Genomic DNA, 23,256 nt, shown 5'->3' on the forward strand with positions numbered 1-23,256 from the left:
TGTAACGTGTTTATGCCCCAAGATGTATGCTTGGCTTAACAATTCTCGGCGGGTTTGTATGGGGGCTGAGGTGGAGCCTAAGCTAAGGCAAGGGATGCCTATCACCTCTGTACAGTGGCTAGTCTATGGGTTGTGTAAGCTGCTTTGGGCTAAATAATATGGTCAACAACCTTTTTAATCTGTCCACTTAGCCACACTAAATCATCATTCACTTTGCTTGGCTGATTTTTTTGCACTAAGAAAATGGTTGGCGCTTCGGCATGAGCATATAAACGTTCGGCTTCGAGTTGCGATAGCTGGCATGTGTGCAGTTCAGCCACATCACTTACCATCTCGTAAACCACGCGGTAGGGCAATAACGACAGTGCCTGACTCTCTCCTAGGTATTCAAACAAACTTGAAATACTGGTAATAGTAATTTCAGTATTGAGTTTAATGTTGCTCTTCAGACAAAACTCTTGGTAAGGACTGAGCTTAGAACTGGGATTACCGAGGTCGGTATTCACATAGGGATATTCTGCAATCGTCTCTAAAGTGATTTCCCGTTTGAAAATCGGATGATTACGGCTCGCAAGAAGGTAAACCTTATCCATGCGTTGCAGAGTGGTCGTCAGGAGTTTATCGCCAAAGGCGGCCACATCAGCCGTGCTTTTATTGCAGCAAATGCCCAGCGTAGTATCACCGTTAATAATGTCTTGGGTCGTATGCATAGACCAAGGGGTGATATTAATGTGCATCAGCTTCTGTTCATCTTTAATGGCCTGCATTAAGGCTTTAGGAAAAGCGTAAGCAATCAAGCCGGGAGCAGCAATCTCGATATGCGTTTTCACTAAGTTAGCATTTGCGGCTCTTGCCTTATGAAACTTATCAGTACATTCAATGGCTTCTTTCGCGATTGGATATAAATGGGTCGCAAACTCATTGGGGAATAGTCCGTATTTACGACGAATGAAAAGTTCATCACCAAAAATTTCCCGTAGATTTTTAAGGCTACGACTTATTTTAGGAGCCGGAATATCAAGAGCCTTAGAGACATAAGTTGCAGACTTGTTCTCATATAATGAAACGAGTATTTTCAAACTCAGAATATCCAGGCCATCCATGTTACTAATGTGCATTTTTTATATCCCTTTTATCGAGCAAATACTTTAAAGAACGATTAATTATGGCGTCATTAAATAAATTTAATGTGAAACATATCTCAACTTCAAAACTATAATATCGCAGTCTGCTAGTGTCGTTTTTAGATTTAATGTTTTTTATATTTCAAAATGTGATAAAGATAAATTTGGAATTTTAAAAGGTGAAATTCATTTAATTGAATTTCACATTGGCGATTATCAATTATCTATTTTTATATTCAAGATTTGCGCTAAATGGCAATGAGATCGAATTCTTAACTTATTGTTTATTATTAAATTGCCATTGTTAAATGTGATCGTGTTCAAAAAAAATAAAACGCTTCACGTTAATACTAAAGTTGCTTTAAAAGAGATAACAAAAAATAAATAGGTTATTGGAGGCGTTATGAATACTTCAGTCATTCTCAGCTATGCGTTTATGTATTTCGTGCTGTTTGTAGCAGTGCCATTTGTTTTTGTCATGTTCGTCATGACCTGCATTAAGTTTTTTAAAGCAGGCCCCGATGAGGCAGAACATCATGAAATGAAACTTAAACCAGTACTGTTCGATAAACAAAGTTTTAACTTTTTTAAATCGTTAAAAACCGTAGTGGAAGGCAAATACGATGTTTGCTGTAATGTCCCGCTAGACACCGTATTTGAAATGGACCAGCATGACGCTGATTTAAATCACGAGTGCCGACTAGACTATGTGTTAATAGATCATGACTCATCTGAAGTGAAAATGGTGATCAGTGATTTTGGCAAAGAACACAACTCGCCAATGAAAAAGCTGTTTAGTAAGTTCAATATCAACTTTATTGAAATGAACCAACATAAACAGTGGGATACACAGAGCCTAAAGCAAGCGTTAGCCGTCTGATCCGACCGTCGGGTTCGGGTAACTCCGAACCCTGACACTCCTCTTCTCCCTTCCCAAAATAAATGTGAGGACTCCCTATGTCCAAAAGACAATGGCTGTGGTCGATTCGCTTGGGTGCAATTGCATTGCTTTTAAGCTTTGGTGCGACAAGTGCCGAGTCGGCCCTTCAAATTAACAGTGACACGACTTGTATGAAGTGCCACAAACGTAACGGTCAAATGTTAGGGCATCACGGCCAAGATGCGATGAAAATGACCTGTTCAACCTGTCATGGCGAAAAAGGCGACCACCCTAAAAAGCCGAATGATATCGTAGTGTTTGGTCTGAAAGATGGCTCGGAGCTTGATACTCAGCTCGCCGTTTGTCACAAGTGCCATACACAGCGAAAACTGGGTGAAACCGAGTGGACGCATAATGTGCATGCACAAAAAGTGCCCTGTGCCGCCTGTCATAAATTACATAGCCCAACCGAACCTATGGCGGATATGACGCCAAAAGTTCGCAGTGAGCTGTGCCGCAATTGCCATAGTGGCCAGTAGGGGTAGGTTATGGAAAATTCAAAAAGAAGATTTCTAAAAGGCACATGTGCCTTATTTGCTGGCGCTACGGGCGCATCACTGCTCGCCACAGTGAATGCATCTGATAGTGTTAAAGCAGAGTCAGATATTAAATATGCGATGATTCATGATGAAGCTAAGTGTATTGGTTGCCGCGCATGTGAAGTGGCATGTCGTGAAACCAATCAAGTGCCAGAAGGGGTTTCCCGGGTCAGGATTGAGCAAACAGGACCGTTCGGTGAGTATCCGAATGAGTATTATCACTTTAGCCGTGTTTCTTGCCAGCATTGTGAAGATGCACCTTGTGTCAACGTCTGCCCAACGGGGGCTGCCTTTATTGATAAAGAAACCGGCATAGTGTCAGTCAATGCGTGGAAATGTGTCGGCTGCCAATATTGTATTGCGGCTTGCCCTTACAAAATTCGTTTTATTAATCCAGTCACCCACGCGGCGGATAAGTGTGATTTCTGCCGTGAGACGAATCTTGCGCAAGGTAAACAGCCTGCCTGCGTTGAGGCTTGTCCGACTAAGGCGTTAGTGTTCGGTAATTTAAAAGATCCAACGTCTGAGTTAGTACAAGTGCTGCGTGCTAATCCAACTCAACGCGCGAAAGTCGCCCTCGGAACGCGACCTAAGTTGTTCCGTATCCTGGCAAAATCCGGGGAGGTGATACTATGAGTGCCCTACATTTTGATACCTTAGTCTGGCATTGGCCGATTGCAATTTACCTGTTTTTAGCGGGTGTATCAGCAGGGGCTATGTTCTTTGCCGTACTGTTGAAACATTTTGTTTTGAAGCAAAACGCCTATCAGTCTGGTTTTATACGTGCCGCCTGTATTGTCGCCCCAGTCGCCGTAATGGCGGGCTTAGGCATATTGGTGGCAGATTTAACTAAACCCCTCGATTTCTGGAAGATTTTGGTGTTTTACAATCCTAAATCTGTGATGTCGATGGGTGTACTTATTCTGTTGATTTACCAAGTTTTTATGTTTATGTGGATTGGGTTGATCTTTCGTAAACCTGTCGATGCTTGGTGTGAATCGCATTTTCCTATCGTCCTTAAATTGACGGCTTTACTCGCTCGGTTTGAGGCGACGATTACGGGGTTACTGGTGATTCTATCCTTAGCATTAGGCGCATATACCGGCTTCTTGTTATCGGCATTACCCGGCTATCCCATGCTGAAAAATCCTGTGCTGCCTTTACTGTTCTTGGCATCTGGATTGTCTTCCGGCGCGGCATCTTCATTACTTGGTGGCGTGTTGATGAATGGCAAACCGAATGACAAAGAGGTGCACTTTATCCACAAGGTTGAAATTCCACTGATTTTAGTCGAAATTGTGCTGATTTTTACCTTCTTTATGGGCTTAGTGCTTACCGGAGGACAGAGTAAGATGGCCGCCTTTAATGCGCTAGGTTATGGCTTCTGGGGCTGGATTTTCTGGGTGGGGATTATCGGGCTCGGTTTATCAGGCCCCTTAGCGATGAACCTGTTTATGACTACGACGTCGAAACGCAAATGGGCTTATGTTGCAGGGACGGCATGCTTGAGTTTAATCGGGGTTTTATTGCTGCGTAACTTCATTCTGTACACAGGACAAATGACGATCGCTTAAGGCGCGACACTTCATTCATAATGAACAAGGTGATAAGAATCAAGGAAATCGACGGATCGCGGAAACAATGTCAAAGGAAAACATTGTAGATGAGGCCCTTGCGGCGCTGGCTGAGCTCTCAAGGGGTAAGTCTAGTCGTGATTGGTTGTGTAACAGGGAGGTCGCTGGGCAAGGATGCCATATTTTACACTTCAATATTTTGCCCTGCCTCCAAATGGGCCTCGCCACCTCTATTCCTTAGGGTGGCGTTTCTTGTTTTAGGGCAACTGTCCTTTACTCGCCTAGATTATTAATCCACTCACTCATCACCACATGGGTTTTGATCTTGATGATATCTGTGTGCGTGTCGATGTACTCACGGATCTCATGCAGGCGGCGCATTGAAGGTGCATGCACGTACACGAGTAAATCCATATCTCCGGAAATACCACGGCAGGTTATCACTTCGGGAATCGCTTGAAATACGTGTACCACGTCGGCGCAACGTGGACATTGATGCTGGATTTCGAAATAAGCCGACACCCCTTCTTTTTGCGACTCACTCAAGAGTACTTGATAGCCACGGATCACCCCAGTCTGTTCGAGTTTTTTAATCCGCTCGGCTACCGCGCTGCGGGAAAGGTTCACTTGTTCGGCAATATTCGACACGCTCTGGCGTGCATCTTGACGCAAACTATGAATGATGGCGGTATCGAATTTATCCAAGAGTGACTCCAGTGAAAATGGCTATATCATATCTGTGTAAAGTTTTGCCATTGTTTTGAATAGTAACAAAATTTACTGAGTATTTTGGCTGGTTATTTAGCCACATCTTAAGTTGACCGTCATTTTGATGGAAATAACGCTACATTCCGTGATTTTGCCGGTATTGGGCGTGGAGAACACTGAAATTAACGGCAGATTGTGGGGCAAAATCTCACTATACTGACAGCTCAAATACCACAGAATATTATCAGATGAATTCAAATAGCGGAACTATAGGTCGTTGGCAAGGTGCGGGTTTAATGGCGACCACTTTGCTTGGTACTGGGGTGTTTATTTTGCCTCAGATGACAATTGAAAAAGCGCAGTCTGGCGCCCTAGTCGCGTGGATATTGCTCACCTTAGCCATTATTCCTGTGGCGCTGGTTTTTGGTCGTTTAGCGAGTGTATTTCCCCATGCCGCTGGCCCTGCTTACTTTGTCGAAAAAGCCTTTGGTCGCACCGCTGGTCGAACAATTGGACTGATCTTTTTACTGGTTGTGCCCATGGGGGCGCCGGCCGCGATTTTGATGACCTTTCAGTTTGTGAATGCCTTAATGCCGATATCGGGTTGGTCCAAGGTCGGTGTTGAAGTATTAGTGATTTTTGGCCTGTTCCTGATTAATTTAAGGGGGATTCAAGTGTCGGCCAAGCTGCAATTTGGCTTAACGCTGTGCATAGTGGCCGTCGTGGTCCTCTTATTTGGCGCAAGCAGTTTTCAGCCAGGTCACCTGACAACACTCGCCAGCCATGGTATGCCTGAAATGCCAACCGTGATGATTGCCGCTGGCATCGCTTTTTGGAGTTTCTTGGGCATAGAAGCGATGACGCATTTGGCTGATGATTTTCGCCGTCCGCAGCAGGATATGATCCCCGCTATGATGATGGGCACTGTGCTGGTGGGGGTAATTTATGTGGCTTGTACACTATTACTACTATTAGTCCCGACGGATAAAAGCGTCGCCATGATCGGCGTATTTGACCAGTTGCTCGGTGGTTACGGTGCACAAGTGATCGGCGTGTTAGGGATCGCAAGTGGATTGGCCACTGTGAACGTGTATGCGGCCAGTGCGGCACGTTTAGTGTGGAGTTTTAGCTGTGAAGGTATTTTGCCGCGTTTCTTTGCGGTGAAGAACGCCCATGGCGTACCTATTCGCGCACTGGCTGCACTGTTATCTGTGATGGCGAGCGTGATAGTGCTGACTTATCTTACTGGACAAGAGTTAGAACACCTTATTGCATGGAGCAACGGTGTATTTGTGGTGATCTATTTGATGGCCATGTTAGCGGCCGCTAAGTTATTACCGCGCCATAATTGGCCACTCGTCGCGCTGGGTTGCGCGTTTTGCTTGGCGTTAGGTTTTGCCTTAGGTGCGAGCATGTCCTATGTATTGGTACTGATATTAGTGGTGGCACCATTTCTGTGGTGGCAAAAGACCCATATCAGCCGCAAACAAGGTTTAGCGATTCCTGAGTAATCCTGAAAAAAGTTCAATCAAAAAGCCCTGAACTCTTTTAATTCGAAAGAGATTGCAGGGCTTTTTTGTGCGTTTTGATTCGTCTGCGGATTAAATCTTTTGATCTAATTTAAAGTCTAACTGCACTTGCTGATTGAGTTGCGCAACGGCTTTGCCTGCATCAAATTTCGGTTTGTACTTCCAATTCTGCACCGCTGATAACGCCGCCTTATCGAAAACACGCTTAGGGTTCGCATCCAATACCCGCACATTACTCACAGTGCCGTCGGCCGTAATATCAAACCCCACAACCACATAACCTTCTTTACCACTTTGCGCCGCATCTATGGGATAACGAGGCGACACTTGCACAACTGGCAGAGCTTCGGCTGTCATCGCAGATTGTGTATAGAGGGTGGTTTGCGTTGGCATTTCGGGCATGAATGTCTCAGGAGTAAAAGTTAACGACTCGCTGTTTTCACCGGGGACACTCACACGCTCCCGCGCAGGAATGGGCTTTGGTGGTTCGGGCTTAGTTTTTTCTTTTGGCGGTATCGGCGTGCGTTCTGCCATCAGTATATTGATTTGCGGCGCATCCGAGGCTTGTCCTGCGACAGTTTGTGGATTGTTGATGAGCTGCGCCATAAAGACGAACAGCCCTAAGGTGATTAAAGCACTAGCTAAGATAAGACCAGTGCGGCTAACGAGTGCGTTTTGGCTCATATTGCTTCCTTACAGTGAGTTAATGGCCTTTTATCAATATCACTCTTTACTGAATTTTTGAAATATTTATTTACAATTTAACTAAGGTTGCTCCTTTAGCGTTAGGGCTTCTAACCTGATTTCGCTCAGCGTCAGCCTGTGCATAGCTTTGTGGATCTCGATGCTGAATATGTTGGAGTGTGACTAATACTGAGCGAAATCGAGGAGTAAACCTTAAGTTTGATGGCCGGTAATAGGTGTCGCAGAAGGACTGCACATTACTGATATTTAATTATATCTCGCGAGCGAGGCGCTAGTTTGTGTTCTATATTTTGATCATTCATACAGAAGGAGCATAAAAATGGATTCAGCTGCGTTACTCAATCGAGTGGATGAATTACCCAGGTTACCCAAGGCGATCAGTGAGCTATTAGACGCAGTCAATGACGACAATGCGACAGTAAAAAGTATTGCCACTAAGGTTGCACACGATCCCTTAATCAGCGCTAGGGTATTACGCCTTGCCAACTGTGCTCACTACGGACGCAGTCGAGAGGTGGGCACGATCGACGAAGCCGTGGTGCGTCTTGGGATGCAAACCCTGCGTACCTTAGTGCTTGCATCGGCTGTAATTGGCGCGGTTCCTAAGTGTGAAGGAATCGACTTAGCCCTATTTTGGGGACAAACCTTTGAGATTGCCCTTTATAGTCAAGAAATGGCGAAACGTTGTGGTGCTATGCCTGAAGAAGCATTTACCTGCGGTATCTTGCATCGAATTGGCGACTTACTCATTGCGGCCGTGTCACCTGAAGATGCGGCGAAAATAGCTGAAGCTGTGGCTCAGGGTAAAGATAAGCATGAGTTTGAACGTGAGTTGCTTGGATATGACTCCCCCGATATTGGCGCACTGCTGGCTAAAAATTGGAAATTCACCACAGCGCTGGTAGAAGGTATTTTATATCAAGATCACCCTAAGGATTCGGACCCATTTTCAAAACTTGCCGCATTATTATGCCTATCTTACAAAGTGTTGGATGAGTGGGACACGATTGAGGATGATGAGAAAACCAGTTGGTTATCTCAGTTAGCCACCAAGAAAGGATTAAGGATGGAGATGGGGGGATTGCGGACTAAGTTGACTGAGTTACGCGGCTCAGGGTTCGAAATCGGTAGAGCCTTAGCTTAGGGTTTAAGTGAGTTGGGTTTAAGTCAATCGCGCGGCAGGACAAATCATTTTTAGTCAAAGGCGATATCAATAGAGTCTTGAGACTATAGCGTGAATGTGAAACGAGATAGCGTTTTGCATTCACGCTTTTTTATGCGACGGATTAATCGATTGGTACCTTGATTTAACCGTGGAATTACTGAGGCGCTTGATCAGTATGTCGATTGGCGGCGATGGCAAGATTGCGCATTTGAATTAACTCGCTGTGTTTGAGGTACAGCAAATCAGCGGTACGGCGAATGATTTGGTCTTCATATTGGGATAACTGCCCATCAGCATAGGCCAGTTGCCACATCGCGAGCAATAATTGCTGCTTTTGCGCTAGGCTAAATTCGGCGTTAATGGCTGAGGTAAATTCAAACAGTGAGGTCGCGCTACCTTGCACGCTTTTGGCTTCATCAATCAGTATCTTAGCGTCAGCTTCTGACATTGATAGCGTATCTGTCAGCAACTTAGGCAATAAGGCTTCTTCCTCTGCCGTTAAGGTATCATCGGCAAACACCACTTCAAGTAACATACTCGCCGCGGCGAGTTTAAGTTGATGCGCCTTGTCTTCTGGGGAGACTGCTTGCGTATGTGCTTCAAAGAATCGTCTTAACTTCGCAATCATATTTGGCGGTTCTCATGTTGGAGGGAATGTTAAGGTAGAGTCGATTGGGGGGCGAAAGTTCACCCTAAGCACTGTATTGCTTAGGGTGAGATACAACGGGATTACAGTAGCGAGTTCAGACCTTTCATCAGTAAGTCTGAGGTGCCTTCAGTGCCATTGGTATCCAAGTAAGACTTAGCGATGTTGATCATCGGCATCGCAAGATCTTTAGAAATGCCCAATTTTTCAAAGGCGTCGAACACCATCGCACTGCCTTGCAGTGATGAACCTAAATCACCCGCTTTGGATAACAAGCCAGAAACGCCTGATTTTGAGTCCAATTTAGGCGCTGCTGCTAACAAGCTATCGGCATTAGGAATGCTGGCAGCCAGTTTTGAGTAGTCAGTTGTCCCTAGGCTAGATTGCGCTAAGCCTAATAGACTGCCTAAGCCACCTTCGGCCTGAGTTTGGTTTAAACCCAATTGTGACATGACGCTGCCAACCAAATTATTTGACTGAGTTGCAGTCGCCGTCGTGGCCGCTTTTTCAGTTTTGGCTTGCGTTCCGGCCAAGTTATCTAACCATCCTGCACTGGCTGGCGCCGCTAAAATACAAGTGCCGAGGAAGATAGAGAGGGTAAGAGTGTGTTTCATATGGAAGCGTCCTTTGATGGTTTGCGCACGTGTTCGCAGGACAGTTTAGCGGGTTTGCAACTTTTGTTGCAGTAGTTTTCTGTGATTTACGATTCACACTGGTGATTTCTGCTGTGCATTGCTACGGGATTTTCGGTATCCTTAGCGCAATTCTAAGTGTTAATTCATTTCAATTATTTGGAAAGTCGCATGTCACTGTCCGCAATTTTGTCAGAAGCCTATAACTTCTTCCGTAATCATCTGGCGCAACTCGCTATGCTGACGATTCCATTACTTTTGATCCAAGTAGGGATCCAGTTGTGGCTTGGCGTAGAGATGAGTAAAGTCGATCTTGAAAATCCACAGTTTGGCGCACCACACATGGTCGCCATGATGCTGTTACTGCTCACCTTTTCGGTATTAATCGCCGCCCTGACACTGTTTTTAGAGCTGCGTTCTCAAGGGCATGGCCCTTCTGCTGGCATGGTGTTGAAGGCCAGTTTACCTTTCGTTCCACCACTATTATTAGCTGGGGTGTTTTCTGGTTTAGCGATTTTAGCGCCAGTGATGCTGTTTGCCGCCTTCGGTCCTTTGTGGCTGGTGGGGTTGGTTATTAGCTTCTATCTCTTCGCCCGTTTGGCCTATGTGAACTTTATGGTCGTGGTTGAGCGTTTAACACCGCTGGAAGCCATCAAGGGCAGTTTTAGCTTTAGTGGTCCTATCGTGCTGAGAACTATTGCACTATTAATGCTCTATTTGCCGCTTTCAGTGGTGGGTAATCTGCTGTCAGGTGCTGCCTCTATGGGCGGATTACCGCTGCAAATGCTATCGGATACCTTTATGTCTTTCATTGGCTTATTCGTTAACGTGGCTTTGTTCCGCTTATATATGGTGTCGAAAAAACCAAGCGTCGAATAGCGCAAACTCAATTCAGCCTGCAGGGAATCACTCATGGGGACGAAAACGGTCATTAAGGATAGTGAGTTTATCCAAGATTTTTCGGCCTCCTTGAGTGATGACTACCTCAAGGCAAAAAGCTATGTGCAGGATGTGCCGACTCAGTCGCTACTGCACATTCGCAGTTTTACCCATAAGCTCACCGAGTTACTGGGGCAAGATAAGCAAATCGCGTTTTCGAGTCCGAATCTGTACGATAGGATCGAGCAACTAAATCAGCAGCGCGTTATCGATGTTAAGACGACTCGCGCGCTGCATCGATTACGGGCCGACGGTAACCGCGGCGCTCATCCTGAAAAATATCACCTGACTCAAGCGCAGTTGCTCGCGCTGGCGCAAAAATCTATTAAAGATGTTTTGGCGCTAGTCGAACACTTGTATCCCAAGGTTAAAGGCCAAGCCGCACCTGATTATCGTTATGAAGCGTCTGACGCCATGACCGCGAAGGATTTATGCTACCGCGCTGTGATGGAAGATGACGCCGAAGCTCAGTATCTGGTGGGTATATCCTTTAAGACCAAGGCCTTGATGCTGAAAGAGCAAGAGCTGCAACAAGATCAAGAGTTTGCCAATTCAGCTGAAGCTACTTCTAATTCAGAATCTTCTGGCGTTTCACCTCTTACTTCCCACATTAGCGCCGCTGACAGTTTTGCCCGTGCCGCCTATTGGTTTGCCCTTGCGGCGCCCAGACATATGGAAGCGTTGCATGAGCACGGCGTAGCCTTGATCCACGGTTATCAAGGTGTGCCAGAGGTGGCGAAAGGTGAGCAACTTATTGCGACGGCGGCCGAGGCTGGGGTCGTCAATGCGATGGCGTTATTGGGATATTTTTATCTTGTCGGCAGTGAGTCGTTTCGACCCGATAGTCAGTTGGCACTGAAATACTTACAACGCGCCGCAGAGGGTGAGCAAACCGAAGCAATGGCAAATTTAGGTGTGCTGTATTATCAGCAAAAAAATCTCGCCCAAGCCTATCATTTTATAAGCAAAGCCGCACAAGCGGGTTATCCCCACGCTCAGTATCATTTGGCATTAATGCTCGCCAATGGTGACGGTTGTACTCGAGATATGATTGCCAGCGAGTATTGGATGGCAGAAGCTGCCGAGCAAGGACAACTCGATGCCATGCTGACGCGGGCACAGCATATGCTTAATGATGATAATGCCTTTGGTAGTGACTTGACTCAGGCTGAGGATTATCTGCGCCAAGTGATTAAATATGGCCACAGTGTGCCCGCGATGATCGAGCTGAGTATGGCGCTGGCCGACGGTATCTTAGGGCGAGTTGATGTTGTGGGAGCCGCCGCTTTGCTGAAGCTGGCGCGACAAAATGCCAATAAAAAAGAGGCTGATATTATCGAGCCTCTTTGGCGTTCTCTTGCATTACAGATTGAAAATGTACTTAAAGTCACTCAAGATCCCGCGGAAATTCATAGCCTTAATCGCGCACAGACATTACTCGCTTAAGGGGAGTATGCTATCGCTGCTAGTGTTCATCCTCTTTATGCTCAAAAGTTCGCCCTTGATAGCGCGTTGCATTCGTTTCCCTAACAATTGTCTCTGAACCATAAACTTGGCTCTGTGGCTCTTCTGCAGCATGGGCATGTTGCTTGGCGTTTGCCTGTGCTTGATTAAATTTAGCCAACTGACGTGCCATGTAAAAACGGCTAAACAGGACTAAACAACCGAGCGCAATAGCGCCAAATAAAAGCACGAAGGGCAATAAAAATAGCGATAAACAGATCAGACTAACGCTAAGCGCCATGGCTAACCAAGCCCGTGGGCCAGAAATTCGGGTCTGCAGCGGGCTCTGTTGGAACTGGTGATAAATCATAAGAACTCCTCGATAGGCAGTGGACATTTAGTGTGCAATAGCGAGTGTGTCTAGGTCACGTTAATCTTGATTAATTTACTTTATTTTACCTCTGAGGCTATTGAGCTGTTACGTATCATCTTGAGATGTGATCTCGAGGTCGCCCATGTTGTTCATCGAATAACAGTCGGTTAATTATATGTTTTAACAAGAATCTTTTTGATGTAAATCTGAGCAACTTCTTTGCGAACTGTACAGAGTATGAGAAAATTCAGTTCAGATTAAGCTGCAGTTTTAACTCAGTTAGCCGCCTTATTACATTGGATGTAAATGTTTGTTCAACTCGCTCAGACACCCTCTTATTTCACTGCTTTGTTAATAAATTAGACGCCAACATGAACTCATATTCGCTCAAGCAAAAAATTCTGTTCTCCGTCGTGGTAGCCCTTTCACTCGTGATTGGTTTGTTGTCATGGCAAAGTTATTCCAGCCAAAAGTCCCAGCTGTTACAAAACAGCCTAGAACAAGTGCAACGCTTAGGTGAGCAGCAGGCAGAGCGTATTCAAGAATGGTTGGCTGGCCGCCAAGATATTATGGGGGCACTGGCGAGTAAAGTTGAGGGTGATAGCCTAAATACATTACAACAAGCACAAGCGTCGGGCCGTTTCCAGTTAACTTATTTTGGGAGTCAAGCGGGGCAAATGCTGGATTCTGATCCGAGTATAGACCGAACGGGCTATGATCCCCGTAGCCGCCCTTGGTATCAACAAGCCACCAGTGAGCGCGGTCTTATTTTGACAAAACCATACGTGGATGTAGCTTATAACATTCTGGTTGTGACTATGGCGCAGCCTACCGCACAAGGTGTTGTCGGTGGTGACTTATCTATCGCAAGCCTAGTGGACGGTGTTAACCGGATGAAGTTACCGGCCAACGGTTATGCCATCATGATGCACAAAGACGGCACGGTTATCGCTTATAAAGATCAAGCTAAGACGATGAAACCTATAGGTGATATCGACAATGAGCTGAATCGTAACTTGCCTGAACAGAGTCGTGCATCTGGCACTCTGTTACCTATGTATTTTGAAAATGAAGGACGCGACAAGTTAGTTTGGAGCGTTGATATTCCTAATACAGATTGGGAATTAGTGTTAGTGCTTGATAAGGAAACGCTAGAAGCGCCACTCACGAGCCTGTTACTTACCCAACTGGGGCTATCGGCACTTGTATTGCTCTTGAGTGTGTTAGCGATTTCTTGGTTAGTTGGCATGTTACTGGGCCCGTTGAGCCGAGTATCGCAGGCACTGGCGCGTATCGCCGATGGTAACGGTGATTTAACTCAGCGTATTTCCGTCGATACTCAAGATGAAGTGGGCGTACTTGCCGATAGCTTTAACCGTTTTGTCGGTAGTCAACATCAGTTGATCAGCCATATCCGTCAGTTAGCGAATGAATTAGATGCTGATGCTGAACGTAGTCTTACCACCACGCAAACCTCGGTGGCTGAACTGCAACGTCAGCAACAGGAAGTGGCTATGGTCGCGACCGCAGTAACTGAAATGGCGAGTGCGACCAATGAGATTGCGGCCAATGCTGAAAACACAGCGACGGCCGCTCAACAATCTGCAGCCAGCAGTTTACAGGGTAAAGAGTTAGTCAATAAAACCCGTAACTCGATTAATTCGTTGGCCGATGAAGTCACTCAAGCGACCGATGTCATTGGGGATTTGAGCCGTCACGCTCAATCAATTTCAAGCATTCTAGCGACGATTCAAGGGATTGCAGAACAAACCAACTTGTTGGCGCTTAACGCTGCCATTGAGGCGGCGCGTGCTGGTGAGCAGGGCCGTGGTTTTGCCGTGGTCGCGGATGAAGTGCGCGTGTTATCGCGCCGTACTCAAGATTCGACTCAAGAAGTGCATACCACGATTGAAACACTGCAACGCACAACCGCCAGAGCCGTCAGCTTGATGGAAAGCAGCCAAGCATTAGCGGGTCACAGTGTTGAAGATGCGAATGCGGCGGCAAAAGCCCTTGAAGAAATTACTCAAGCGGTCAACGTGATTTCAGATATGGCAGGCCAAATTGCTACCGCAGCGGAAGAGCAGACTCAAGTGACGGGTGAAATCACCCAAAATACTGTTGCGATTAAAGATGTGACCGATGAGATCACCGCATCGGCCATGGCTGATTTGGCACAGGCGCGTGGGTTGAAAGCCCGTGCTAATGATCTTAATGCACAAGTCGCGACCTTTATTCTGTAGCCACTATTTGTAGCGCTTCACTTTGATAAGAGCCCTATAACGCCTTTGCTTTATCGGGCTTTTTTATTGATAGTGATTTGGTATTAAAGCATTTCTGCGGGAGTAAATAACTTAGCCACACTCTGACAAATCGTTTCTCTAATCCATTTATGCCCTTGATCTTCATCATTTCTTTGATGCCATAACAATACATAGGCCATGGGCATAAATTCGAAGGGTAAGGGCAGTAGTTTAAGCGGATAGAGCTGGCAGGCGTGCCGTGCAAAGCTCGAAGGCAGAGTGAAAATTAAATTGCTGTGGGCGCACACACTGGCGGCACCATAAAAATCGGGTACTGTTGTACTGATCCGGCGTCGATGGCCGAGATCGGCAAGAAAGTAATCCAACGCCCACCAATCGCTGCCTTCACAGCGAACCTGCACATGGGCCATGTCGAGGTAGAGTGGGAGATCCCATTGGTCTGAAGTCAGCGCAGCCATCAATGGGTGATCTTCACGTACTAAACACACTTGTTGATCGGTAAATAGTGTTTGATAGGCAATCCCTTCAGGTAGGCGATCCACCTGAAAATCGGACAAAGGATGCAAATCCCGCCCTGAAATACCAAAATCAATTTGCCCTTGTTGCAAATCCTGCATCGACTTTTCGGTCCAGACATAGGAGTCAAGTTTGACGTTGGGCGCCGTGGTTAGCATAGGGCCAATAAAATACGGGATTAAGGTTTCATAGGCGCTTTCCACCATGGCAAAGGAGAATTGTCGATTGCTACTGGCGGGATTGAAGGTCGGAGGCTGGGTGAGTTGATATAAGTCTTGCAAAATATTCGGCAGTTTTTGCCCAAGAATTAGGGCGTGCGCCGTCGGTTTTAAGCCGTGGGCCGTGCGCTGAAATAGGGGATCATCTAAGGTTTCTCTGAGCCGATTTAAGCTCTTACTGAGAGCTGACTGGCTTATATGTAATCGGCTGGCGGCGCGAGTCACGCTTTGCTCTTCTAGCAGAACTTTGAGTATGACCAGCAAGTTAAGATCGATTCTGGCTAAGTTGTCGATATTCACAGATATTCCTCAGAGGAAATTTACTTTGGAAATTATACCATTTCTGTTCATACCTTGAGTTAATTAAAATAGCGCCCACTGAAATACCTTTTCCTGATCAACTGAGATTATTTATGCGGCGCAATCTATTACCTATCCTGATGTCTATGGTGCTTCTCAGCCCATTGGCAATCGATATTTACTTACCTTCAATGCCAACTATGGCGGCAGAATTCGCCGTATCTGCCAGTGATGTGCAATCTACGATCGTATTATTTTTATTTGCCATGGGCTTAGGCCAAGTGTTGATCGGGCCATTAGCCGACCGTTATGGCCGCCGTCCTGTGGCAATCTTTGGGGTCTTACTCTACGGTGCGAGCAGCCTTTTAGCCGCTGCGGCTATCGAGTTCCATTGGTTACAGATTGCCCGTTTGCTGCAAGGTTTAGCTGCCTGTTCGACTTCTATCGTGGTGTTTAGCGCGGTGCGTGACTGCTACGATCAAAAAGAAGGCGCTAAGATTTACAGTTACTTAAATGGTGCCATTTGCGTTATTCCTGCATTAGCGCCGACCTTAGGCGGTTTATTGGCAATGCAATTTGGTTGGCGCTCAACCTTCGTTTTCATGACGTTATATGCCATGTTGATGTTGCTCGTTGTCGGGTATCGCTTACCCGAGACTCGACCTGCTAATACGGTTACCACAGGGCCACTTTACCGTTGGGGTCGATACAAGCCTGTACTGGGTAACACTCACTTTTTGTTTTATGCCTTTGCTTGTATGTCGGCGATGGCGGCGATTTTGTGTTACGTGTCGTATGCGCCTGTGTGGCTGATTGGGCATTTAGGGCTTTCTGAGCTCATGTTTAGTGGTCTATTCGGTTTCAATGCCGTGTTTAATATCGTGGCCTGTTTTACGGCGCCGCTGGTCATTCGCAAACTCGGCAATCGTCCGACAACGATTTTGGCGCTGTCCATACTCGTTCTGTCTGCCGCTATCACTGTGGCGGGTCAGCAATTCGGTCCGAGCACTGGAATGATGGCAGCGTTTGCCTTTATGTTGCCCATGTTGATGTTAGGCGTGGGATTTTCCTTCTTACTTGGCCCTGCGACCAGTATGGCCCTGTCGGCCTTCGGTGAACGAGCTGGAACGGCGGCGGCTATGTTAGGTTTTATTCAGATGAGCGGTGCATCCGTGCTCGCTGGACTCGTACAGCAAACGAATTTAACCGCACCTTATGCAGTGGCCTTAGTGATGGGCGTATTTCCTATTGGTTTATTGTTGATGATGGCGCTGAGTCGATTTGACCACTGGCATCAAGAGCAGTTAGCTGGCGAGCATTAGTTCGCGGCACAGGTTAATTACAAAGTCGTTAATTACAGAGCACACCCTTTACCCACAGTTTGTTTGACCGCGAACTGTGGGTATTTTTTATTGTGCCTAATACCCCTTTATCCTTTGGTATACTCGTAAAATAACTTACTCAAACCGAGGGTAAAGCTTGTCCCGTCACTATTGTGCTATTTGTCGTTATCCCCTGAATGCTTGCCTGTGCGCGAGTGTTCAGCCTATTTCTCCAATGACTCAGTTGGTGGTTTTACAGCACCCGAGTGAAGTCGAACATAAAAAAAATAGTGTGCGGGTATTGAGTCTTGTGGTCGCTGAAACGCAAGTTTATGTGGGCGAAAGCGAGGCCGACTTCAATGGTTTACGGGAACATTTAACGGCGTGTAATAAGCCGATTTATCTCGTCTATCCCTCTGAGCAAAGTGTGAGTGTTGAACAGCAGCCTATCAATCCAGATTGTGTATTGCTCTTACTCGATGGTACTTGGCGCAAGGCGTTTAAGATGTTGCAGCTGAATCCTTGGTTAACCCAGTATCCTGCGGTGCATTTGGCTGAAGGTTATGAGTCGCGCTACCGGATCCGTAAGTCGAGTCGTAGCGACAGTTTATCGACCTTAGAAGCTTGTGCTTATATGCTAAGCGCCCTTGATCCTCGGCTTGATGTTCAACCCTTAATGACGGCATTTGATGCTATGGTTGAACTGCGGATTAAGGCGATGCCGAGCACTGTGCAGGCTCGTTATCAGAACTCAAACAAACCTAACTGCGAGACTAAGTGAATGTTTTGACATTATTTAGTCTTAGAGGTTTTAGGTCTGAATTAATGCTTTTAAGTTATTGCAGTTTTGATACTGCGTACGAATTAAATTAGTCAAAATCTTATTCAGATCACGCTAACTTAGTGTGAAATACGGTTTAATAACAAGGATTCATTTGCGCAGCAAATGATGAGATAGCTTTGCCAGCCAATTGCTTTGCAGGGGAGTGATTCCATTGTTAATCACAATTAGTTAATGGCGTGCTGGCAGGGCTATCGAGCTTTAAGCTATATGTTTTTCCGTAAGAAAGGTTTGGGTGAAGTTATCGACTGAACTCGGGTAGCCAAAAAGAAATCCTTGGGCAAAACCTTGGCCCATGTCTGTCATTATGTCCCTTTGTTGTTGAGTCTCTATGCCTTCGGCGACGAAGTGAATATCGAGTGCCTGCGCGAGTTGCACTATGGCATTACAGAGCTTTTGTCCTGACACTTCGTTTAAACGTAGGGCAAACTCGGCATCAATTTTTACACTGTCTATGGGCAAAGTGCCTAAGCGACTGAGTGAAGATAACCCAGTCCCAAAATCATCAATGGCAATGCTGACACCTAAGGCTTTGATGCGATTGAGTGTGAGTCGTGCTTGCTCAGGTTGGCGTAGCAGTGCCGATTCGGTGATTTCTAAAATCAGTGCCTCAGCAGGTAAATTAGCCATTTCCAAGGCATTAATCACTTGGTCGATAAAATCTAAGTGTTCCAATTGCAGTGGCGACACATTGACTGAAATTCTAAAGTCCGCCTGATTATGTGCCCGCCATTGTGCCGCTTGCATGCAAGCCTGTTCTAATACCCATTGACCAATACTGACAATTAACCCTGTCTCTTCCAGCAATGGCACAAAATCGGCGGCGTCATAATACTCGGTAGGTGATTTTTGCCAGCGCAGTAAGGCTTCGGCTGCAATCGTTTGATTTGTGTGTAAATCCACTATGGCCTGATAGGCGAGAGTGAATTGTTTTAAGCTATGAGCATGCCTTAGACTATTGATTAACTGTAGCTTTAATTCTGCTGCTTGGCTCATGGCCTTATCGTAAAACACGAGGTGCGGTAAGCTCTTTTTAGCACAATACATGGCCGTATCTGCAAGACTTATCAGCTGTCCCGCTTTATCACTGTGGGTTGGAAATAGCGCAATGCCGATACTCGTGCCGAGGAAGAACTTTTGCCCTTCAATTTCAAAGGGGCTCTCAAATAGACTTAAAATTTGTTCGGCAAACAGTTGGATTTCATCTTTGCAGCTGCAGTCTTGCAGTACTAAGGTAAACTCATCTCCACCCATGCGGGCTATGTCGGCTTTTTCGATACAACCGGCTTCGAGTCTGGCGGCGACGAGTTGTAACACCCGATCGCCCATGGAGTGGCCGAAGCTGTCATTGATATTTTTAAACCCATTGAGATCTAAAAACATCAGCGCACCTAATGTGAGAGGATCCGTTTTGAGCTTCTCTAGTGCTTTATTGAGGATCTGCTTAAGGTGGAATCGGTTAGGCAATCCAGTCAAGGTATCGTACATAGCACGGGTCGTCAGCTGAGTTTCTAACAACTTTTTCGTGCTAATATCACTGAAAATATTCACATTATAATGAGCGCCATCTTCGGTAATAATTTTTCGACTACTTTGCCAAGCAGGGAAATTACTACCATCTGAACGTCTTTTCCACGTCTCACCCTGCCAAAAGCCTCTTTGCTTCAGTGCAATTTGGCATTCGGTTTCTTCTCCCAAATGATGGCTTTTCAACTCTAAAAATTCAGGGGTTTTACTAATAAGCTGCTCGGCGCTATAACCGCAAATACGGCACATGGCTTTATTAACGGCCAAAATCTGATCATCTGAGTCTGTGATATACACAGCTTCTGCACTTTCTTCGAGTGTCGTCGACAAAATCTCTTTGGGAATATGGGCAAAACCATCAGAAATGTTTGCGCGCATTTGATTGCGACGATTAAGAGCTTGAAATTCCACGAGCACAACGGGCTGCTGCTGCAGATAGCAGCGATAGAGGTTCACTCGAGTCGGCAGTTCATTGCCGAGTTGACTCAAGTGTAGCCAGTTGAATTCAACATTATTTCCTGCAATGGCTTCGAGGATCATTTCCCTCGCATATTCAACACTGTTGCGGCCGGATGATTGAATTCTCGGAGAAAAGTCATAGGGCGTCGCATTCACAAACGCATCATACTCAGTCTCAAAATAACCGAGTGTCGCTTGGTTGGCGCTAATAAAGCTGAAGCCTTGAATTAAGGCTAGGGGAGTTTTGTGGGGATGTGCTTGCCAGAGCGACAGCTTTTCTTGCAGTACTGGATCATCCGTACTGAGTTTCTTAAGTAAGTGTTGCCATCTGATCATTTAGGATACTCCCTTGTGACACATATAAGGTCACATCCTATTTTTTAGGTCTTCGTTGATACGAAGTTGCCCAATAGTACATCATTCCAATGGGGTTAAAAATAAACCTAATTGTTGTTTCACTCAAATAGAAACTCAAAAAGTGTAGTTTAAGACTTGTATTTAAGCATATTTTTTAAGAACACCTGCTGCATATTTCAAACTTTGACAGATTTTATGCTATGTTTTTCGCATCGTGTTTGAGTTGGCTGTTATCGTTCATCCATCCGATGACCAAATAAAGGAGGCAGGAAATGGCACATTTATCTAAGGTGCTCATCTCTAAAATGTTGATGTCGTTCATACTGATTTCCAGCATTCATCTTGCCGTGGCTAATGCCGCCGATGCGCCAAAGCCAAAATTAACCCTAGAGCAAAGAGCTGATAAGGCCCGTATAGACTCCCAGCGATTAGAGCTGGCCCAATTAGAGAAGGCGCGCCAAGCCGCCAAGGAGACAGCAGAGCGAGAAGATAAAATCAAACAGCAGTCCCAAACCCATGATTGGGAGGCTCAGCAAAAACTCAAGGCACAGAAACAGTTCGACGAGAGGGAAAGTCGCGAGCAAAAATATTTACGGGAAGCAAAAGAAGCCGCAGCAAAAGAGCGTAAAATCCCAAAGCCTTAAGCGGGCTATCGACGCAGTCGATTTCAGCTAGGCAGTGCTAGCCTTATTTGTTGGCATTGCTACTATCCTTATCCTCATTACTATGCACCTTACTACCCTAGGAATTGTTGTTGAATATCTGCCCCTTATGCCACGGCACAGAATTACTCGCTTATCATCAGGATAAAAAGCGCGACTATCGCCAATGCCAAACCTGCCAACTGGTTAGCGTGCCTCCCGAATTTTATCTTTCGGCCGAGGCAGAAAAGGCCGAGTACGATAAGCACGAGAACCATGCCGATGATCTAGGCTATCAAACATTTTTAAACCGCACACTCGAGCCGCTACTGAATCGTGTTAGCCCATTAGCAGTGGGGCTCGATTTTGGCTGCGGTGAAGGCAAGGCATTGAGTCTTATGGCAAAGGCGCGTGGCTATCGGATAGAGAACTACGACCTTTATTACGCCAATAACCCCGAAATTTTAGCCCGCCAATACGACTTTATTACCTTAACAGAAGTGATAGAGCACGTAAGCGATGCCGCAGGTTTGCTTGCCCAACTCGATAGCCTATTAAAACCCAATGGCATTTTGGCAGTGATGACCAAGCGCGTACAAAATCAAACCGCATTTGCCAGTTGGCACTATAAAAACGATCCAACTCATATCAATTTTTACGCCGAAGCGACCTTCGAATGGCTCGCCCAGCACTATGGCTGGCGATTAGAAATTATCGATAAAGACGTCGTATTCTTATATAAAGAGATGCATAAAGTTGAGAATTGTAATGCAACACCTTAATTTATATGTCTAATTCGATTACATGAGTTCCAAAAGTGCATATGCGAGCGGTATAAACCAAAAGGATTAACACTGCTGCTAAGTGTCTGGATGAAGGAGTCAATACAATGGACGTTAAGACCTATCTACAGGCATTGAGCGCTCTCTACGCCAATGTGAATCAAACATTCGCATTGAATAATGGCTTATCCAACTCAGCCTTAGATGAAGCTGAAAAACAATTAGGTTTTACACTTGCTCTCCCGCTCAGGGAGCTTTGGGGATATGCCAATGGTGGCAACGAGTGGAGCACGGTATTTGCCCGAAAAGATTACTTTTGCCGATATGATTTTTTGTCATTAGCCTCGTCACTTAAATATCGTGACCGAATGCAAAAACAGGCTCAGCACTATGTGGGTTACCACGAGCCAGAAGTTCGAGATCCTAAAATCCAATCCGGATGGTATCAAGAAGGTTGGTTGCCCTTCGCTCAATTTGGGTGCGGCACATTACTCTTGATTGCGGATCATTCACCCTCAGCACTAGGCCAAATGGGGCAAGTGATCGCATACACCCATGACCCCGATATGATGGACTTTATTTGTCCAAACCTAAGCCAATTTTTTGAACAATCCTTAGCGCAAATCAGTTTATATCCAGATGAATTAATTGAGGACTAAGGGTAACGAAAATGAACGCCCACTACTCGATAAGCCTAGTAAACCTATGATTACATTTTGAACTTCAGGGCAATATGAAGTGAGGTATGATGTGAAAAGCTACCCTAAAAAAGACAGAGACCAAGCACTAAACGCATTGCAGAGATTGGCTGAAAATGATGAGCAGTTAACTGAGCCTCAAGTCGCCAAACTCGCTATCCTACAGCAGGGTGTAAAAGAGAGTCGTCATCTCGTCGCTAACGAATGGATTAATCGCATCAGCTACATAGAAAATGATTTAACCCAATTAGCCATAATCCAACGGGTGGCCTTTAATCACTTCGATGAGTTTATAAACAGCCTGACATTAGCGGGGCGCTTTGGTTGTTTAACGCGATTAGTGCGGGGTGGGGATTATTCGGGGACGGATAGCCTACATATTTGGCCCTTATTGGCGGCGCTAGCCATACATGATTTACCCGCTATTACAGCCTATAAACAGCGATTTGTGCCGCCTTTTTTAACGGGGCATAAGGTGACACTCTTGGCCTGCAATGCCGTATATGCCATTTTAGGTGCCACAGCCGTGACAGATAAGTTACGCCATCAACTTACAAACCTAAAAGACTCGAAATACAGCATGGCGATGCTGCGCAGCCTAGCCGCCATAATCAATCAGGATATGACCTCGTTTATCGACAATATCGCCATTATGGTCAAGTCTAATCGGCTGCAGCAGGAGTTCTCGCCACTGGAAAAATGTTACTGTGTTAATGCCCATGGTTTAGTCAATCTGTGGCGGTTCCATACGGCCAATGCGCCACTACCCCCACTTGATTTTCCCTTACCATGGCAGCATGAATTACACGGATTTTTTACCACAGGTCACGAGTCCATTGAGATATCTTTCGATCCCTTAGCTGAGCGAGAGTTAAATGATCTGCCAATTGATTCAAATACGCTGGCGCTAATCCATTCATTAACAGCACATTCTCACAGAAATGGCCACGAATAACCCAAACAAAATTAACCAGTTAAAATGAGATTGTGATTTAGTTTCTATTTAAGGAGGAT

General features: G+C 45.8%; 23 protein-coding genes. 15 read left to right on the top strand and 8 right to left on the bottom strand.

All coding sequences use genetic code 11. The features are described 5' to 3' along the window. Window positions 1-149: 149 nt before the first annotated feature. A complete protein-coding gene (locus tag Q4Q50_RS03595; RefSeq protein WP_311898422.1) occupies window positions 150-1,118 on the bottom strand; it encodes a LysR family transcriptional regulator in 969 nt (322 codons plus the stop codon). Window positions 1,119-1,527: 409 nt separating this feature from the next. On the opposite strand from Q4Q50_RS03595, the gene Q4Q50_RS03600 reads away from it, so the two are divergent. The 4 genes from Q4Q50_RS03600 to nrfD all read left to right on the top strand — a co-directional run bounded on the left by Q4Q50_RS03600 (window position 1,528) and on the right by nrfD (window position 4,177). Then, window positions 1,528-2,004, top strand: a complete 477-nt coding sequence (locus Q4Q50_RS03600) for a DUF2726 domain-containing protein (protein ID WP_006079641.1) — start codon at window positions 1,528-1,530, stop codon at window positions 2,002-2,004. Between the two features lie 77 nt (window positions 2,005-2,081). After that, window positions 2,082-2,543, top strand: a complete 462-nt coding sequence (locus tag Q4Q50_RS03605; protein ID WP_261272359.1) for a nitrite reductase — start codon at window positions 2,082-2,084, stop codon at window positions 2,541-2,543. 9 nt (window positions 2,544-2,552) lie between these two features. Continuing rightward, complete coding sequence (locus Q4Q50_RS03610; protein WP_220591421.1) at window positions 2,553-3,239, top strand: 4Fe-4S dicluster domain-containing protein; 687 nt, start codon at window positions 2,553-2,555, stop codon at window positions 3,237-3,239. After that, the gene (nrfD, locus tag Q4Q50_RS03615; RefSeq protein ID WP_311898423.1) at window positions 3,236-4,177 is read left to right on the top strand and encodes a cytochrome c nitrite reductase subunit NrfD; all 942 of its coding nucleotides are present in this window, start codon (window positions 3,236-3,238) and stop codon (window positions 4,175-4,177) included. The genes Q4Q50_RS03610 and nrfD overlap by 4 nt, the downstream gene beginning before the upstream one ends. 273 nt (window positions 4,178-4,450) lie before the next feature. Here the strand turns inward: nrfD and Q4Q50_RS03620 are convergent, their stop codons facing one another. Continuing rightward, a complete protein-coding gene (locus Q4Q50_RS03620) occupies window positions 4,451-4,882 on the bottom strand; it encodes an Lrp/AsnC family transcriptional regulator (protein WP_006079646.1) in 432 nt (143 codons plus the stop codon). Between the two features lie 251 nt (window positions 4,883-5,133). On the opposite strand from Q4Q50_RS03620, the gene yjeH reads away from it, so the two are divergent. After that, a complete protein-coding gene (gene yjeH, locus Q4Q50_RS03625) occupies window positions 5,134-6,396 on the top strand; it encodes an L-methionine/branched-chain amino acid transporter (protein WP_311898424.1) in 1,263 nt (420 codons plus the stop codon). 90 nt (window positions 6,397-6,486) lie between these two features. On the opposite strand, the gene Q4Q50_RS03630 is transcribed toward yjeH, so the two are convergent. Continuing rightward, window positions 6,487-7,098, bottom strand: a complete 612-nt coding sequence (locus Q4Q50_RS03630; RefSeq protein WP_259483594.1) for an energy transducer TonB — start codon at window positions 7,096-7,098, stop codon at window positions 6,487-6,489. A gap of 340 nt (window positions 7,099-7,438) precedes the next feature. On the opposite strand from Q4Q50_RS03630, the gene Q4Q50_RS03635 reads away from it, so the two are divergent. Next, window positions 7,439-8,263: an HDOD domain-containing protein gene (locus Q4Q50_RS03635; protein ID WP_259582049.1), complete on the top strand. Its 825-nt coding sequence runs from the start codon at window positions 7,439-7,441 to the stop codon at window positions 8,261-8,263. Between the two features lie 175 nt (window positions 8,264-8,438). Here the strand turns inward: Q4Q50_RS03635 and Q4Q50_RS03640 are convergent, their stop codons facing one another. Next, window positions 8,439-8,912: a tellurite resistance TerB family protein gene (locus Q4Q50_RS03640; RefSeq protein WP_311898427.1), complete on the bottom strand. Its 474-nt coding sequence runs from the start codon at window positions 8,910-8,912 to the stop codon at window positions 8,439-8,441. 101 nt (window positions 8,913-9,013) lie between these two features. Next, complete coding sequence (locus tag Q4Q50_RS03645; RefSeq protein WP_311898429.1) at window positions 9,014-9,544, bottom strand: DUF2780 domain-containing protein; 531 nt, start codon at window positions 9,542-9,544, stop codon at window positions 9,014-9,016. 189 nt (window positions 9,545-9,733) lie between these two features. Between Q4Q50_RS03645 and Q4Q50_RS03650 the strand changes: the two genes are divergently transcribed. Together Q4Q50_RS03650 and Q4Q50_RS03655 are read left to right on the top strand one after the other, a co-directional pair. Next, complete coding sequence (locus Q4Q50_RS03650) at window positions 9,734-10,441, top strand: hypothetical protein (protein WP_311898431.1); 708 nt, start codon at window positions 9,734-9,736, stop codon at window positions 10,439-10,441. 33 nt (window positions 10,442-10,474) lie between these two features. Continuing rightward, entirely contained in the window at window positions 10,475-11,947 is a 1,473-nt protein-coding gene (locus tag Q4Q50_RS03655; RefSeq protein ID WP_311898433.1) for a DUF4145 domain-containing protein, read from the top strand. Between the two features lie 19 nt (window positions 11,948-11,966). Here Q4Q50_RS03655 and Q4Q50_RS03660 read toward each other — a convergent pair whose 3' ends face one another. Continuing rightward, window positions 11,967-12,314, bottom strand: a complete 348-nt coding sequence (locus Q4Q50_RS03660) for a hypothetical protein (RefSeq protein WP_106649060.1) — start codon at window positions 12,312-12,314, stop codon at window positions 11,967-11,969. Between the two features lie 374 nt (window positions 12,315-12,688). Here Q4Q50_RS03660 and Q4Q50_RS03665 point away from each other — a divergent pair, with 374 nt between their 5' ends. Then, window positions 12,689-14,560 (top strand): methyl-accepting chemotaxis protein, encoded by a 1,872-nt coding sequence (locus tag Q4Q50_RS03665; protein WP_311898434.1) that lies wholly within the window; start codon window positions 12,689-12,691, stop codon window positions 14,558-14,560. Window positions 14,561-14,643: 83 nt separating this feature from the next. Here the strand turns inward: Q4Q50_RS03665 and Q4Q50_RS03670 are convergent, their stop codons facing one another. Beyond that, window positions 14,644-15,615, bottom strand: a complete 972-nt coding sequence (locus tag Q4Q50_RS03670; RefSeq protein ID WP_311898435.1) for a LysR substrate-binding domain-containing protein — start codon at window positions 15,613-15,615, stop codon at window positions 14,644-14,646. A 113-nt stretch (window positions 15,616-15,728) separates the two neighbouring features. On the opposite strand from Q4Q50_RS03670, the gene Q4Q50_RS03675 reads away from it, so the two are divergent. After that, a complete protein-coding gene (locus Q4Q50_RS03675; protein ID WP_006079661.1) occupies window positions 15,729-16,937 on the top strand; it encodes a multidrug effflux MFS transporter in 1,209 nt (402 codons plus the stop codon). 157 nt (window positions 16,938-17,094) lie between these two features. Then, entirely contained in the window at window positions 17,095-17,718 is a 624-nt protein-coding gene (locus tag Q4Q50_RS03680; protein WP_006079663.1) for a tRNA-uridine aminocarboxypropyltransferase, read from the top strand. Between the two features lie 261 nt (window positions 17,719-17,979). Here Q4Q50_RS03680 and Q4Q50_RS03685 read toward each other — a convergent pair whose 3' ends face one another. Then, window positions 17,980-20,100 (bottom strand): putative bifunctional diguanylate cyclase/phosphodiesterase, encoded by a 2,121-nt coding sequence (locus tag Q4Q50_RS03685; protein WP_311898440.1) that lies wholly within the window; start codon window positions 20,098-20,100, stop codon window positions 17,980-17,982. 293 nt (window positions 20,101-20,393) lie between these two features. Between Q4Q50_RS03685 and Q4Q50_RS03690 the strand changes: the two genes are divergently transcribed. The 4 genes from Q4Q50_RS03690 (at window position 20,394) to Q4Q50_RS03705 (ending at window position 23,197) form a co-directional block, all read left to right on the top strand. Next, window positions 20,394-20,765, top strand: coding sequence for a hypothetical protein (locus Q4Q50_RS03690; RefSeq protein WP_006084576.1), 372 nt, complete (start codon window positions 20,394-20,396; stop codon window positions 20,763-20,765). 110 nt (window positions 20,766-20,875) lie between these two features. Beyond that, window positions 20,876-21,544 (top strand): methyltransferase domain-containing protein, encoded by a 669-nt coding sequence (locus tag Q4Q50_RS03695; RefSeq protein WP_311898445.1) that lies wholly within the window; start codon window positions 20,876-20,878, stop codon window positions 21,542-21,544. Window positions 21,545-21,651: 107 nt separating this feature from the next. Beyond that, complete coding sequence (locus tag Q4Q50_RS03700) at window positions 21,652-22,203, top strand: SMI1/KNR4 family protein (RefSeq protein ID WP_311898446.1); 552 nt, start codon at window positions 21,652-21,654, stop codon at window positions 22,201-22,203. A gap of 91 nt (window positions 22,204-22,294) precedes the next feature. After that, window positions 22,295-23,197: a hypothetical protein gene (locus Q4Q50_RS03705; protein WP_311898447.1), complete on the top strand. Its 903-nt coding sequence runs from the start codon at window positions 22,295-22,297 to the stop codon at window positions 23,195-23,197. Window positions 23,198-23,256 lie beyond the last annotated feature (59 nt).

This window comes from Shewanella scandinavica (assembly GCF_031932065.1).
Lineage (GTDB): Bacteria > Pseudomonadota > Gammaproteobacteria > Enterobacterales > Shewanellaceae > Shewanella > Shewanella baltica.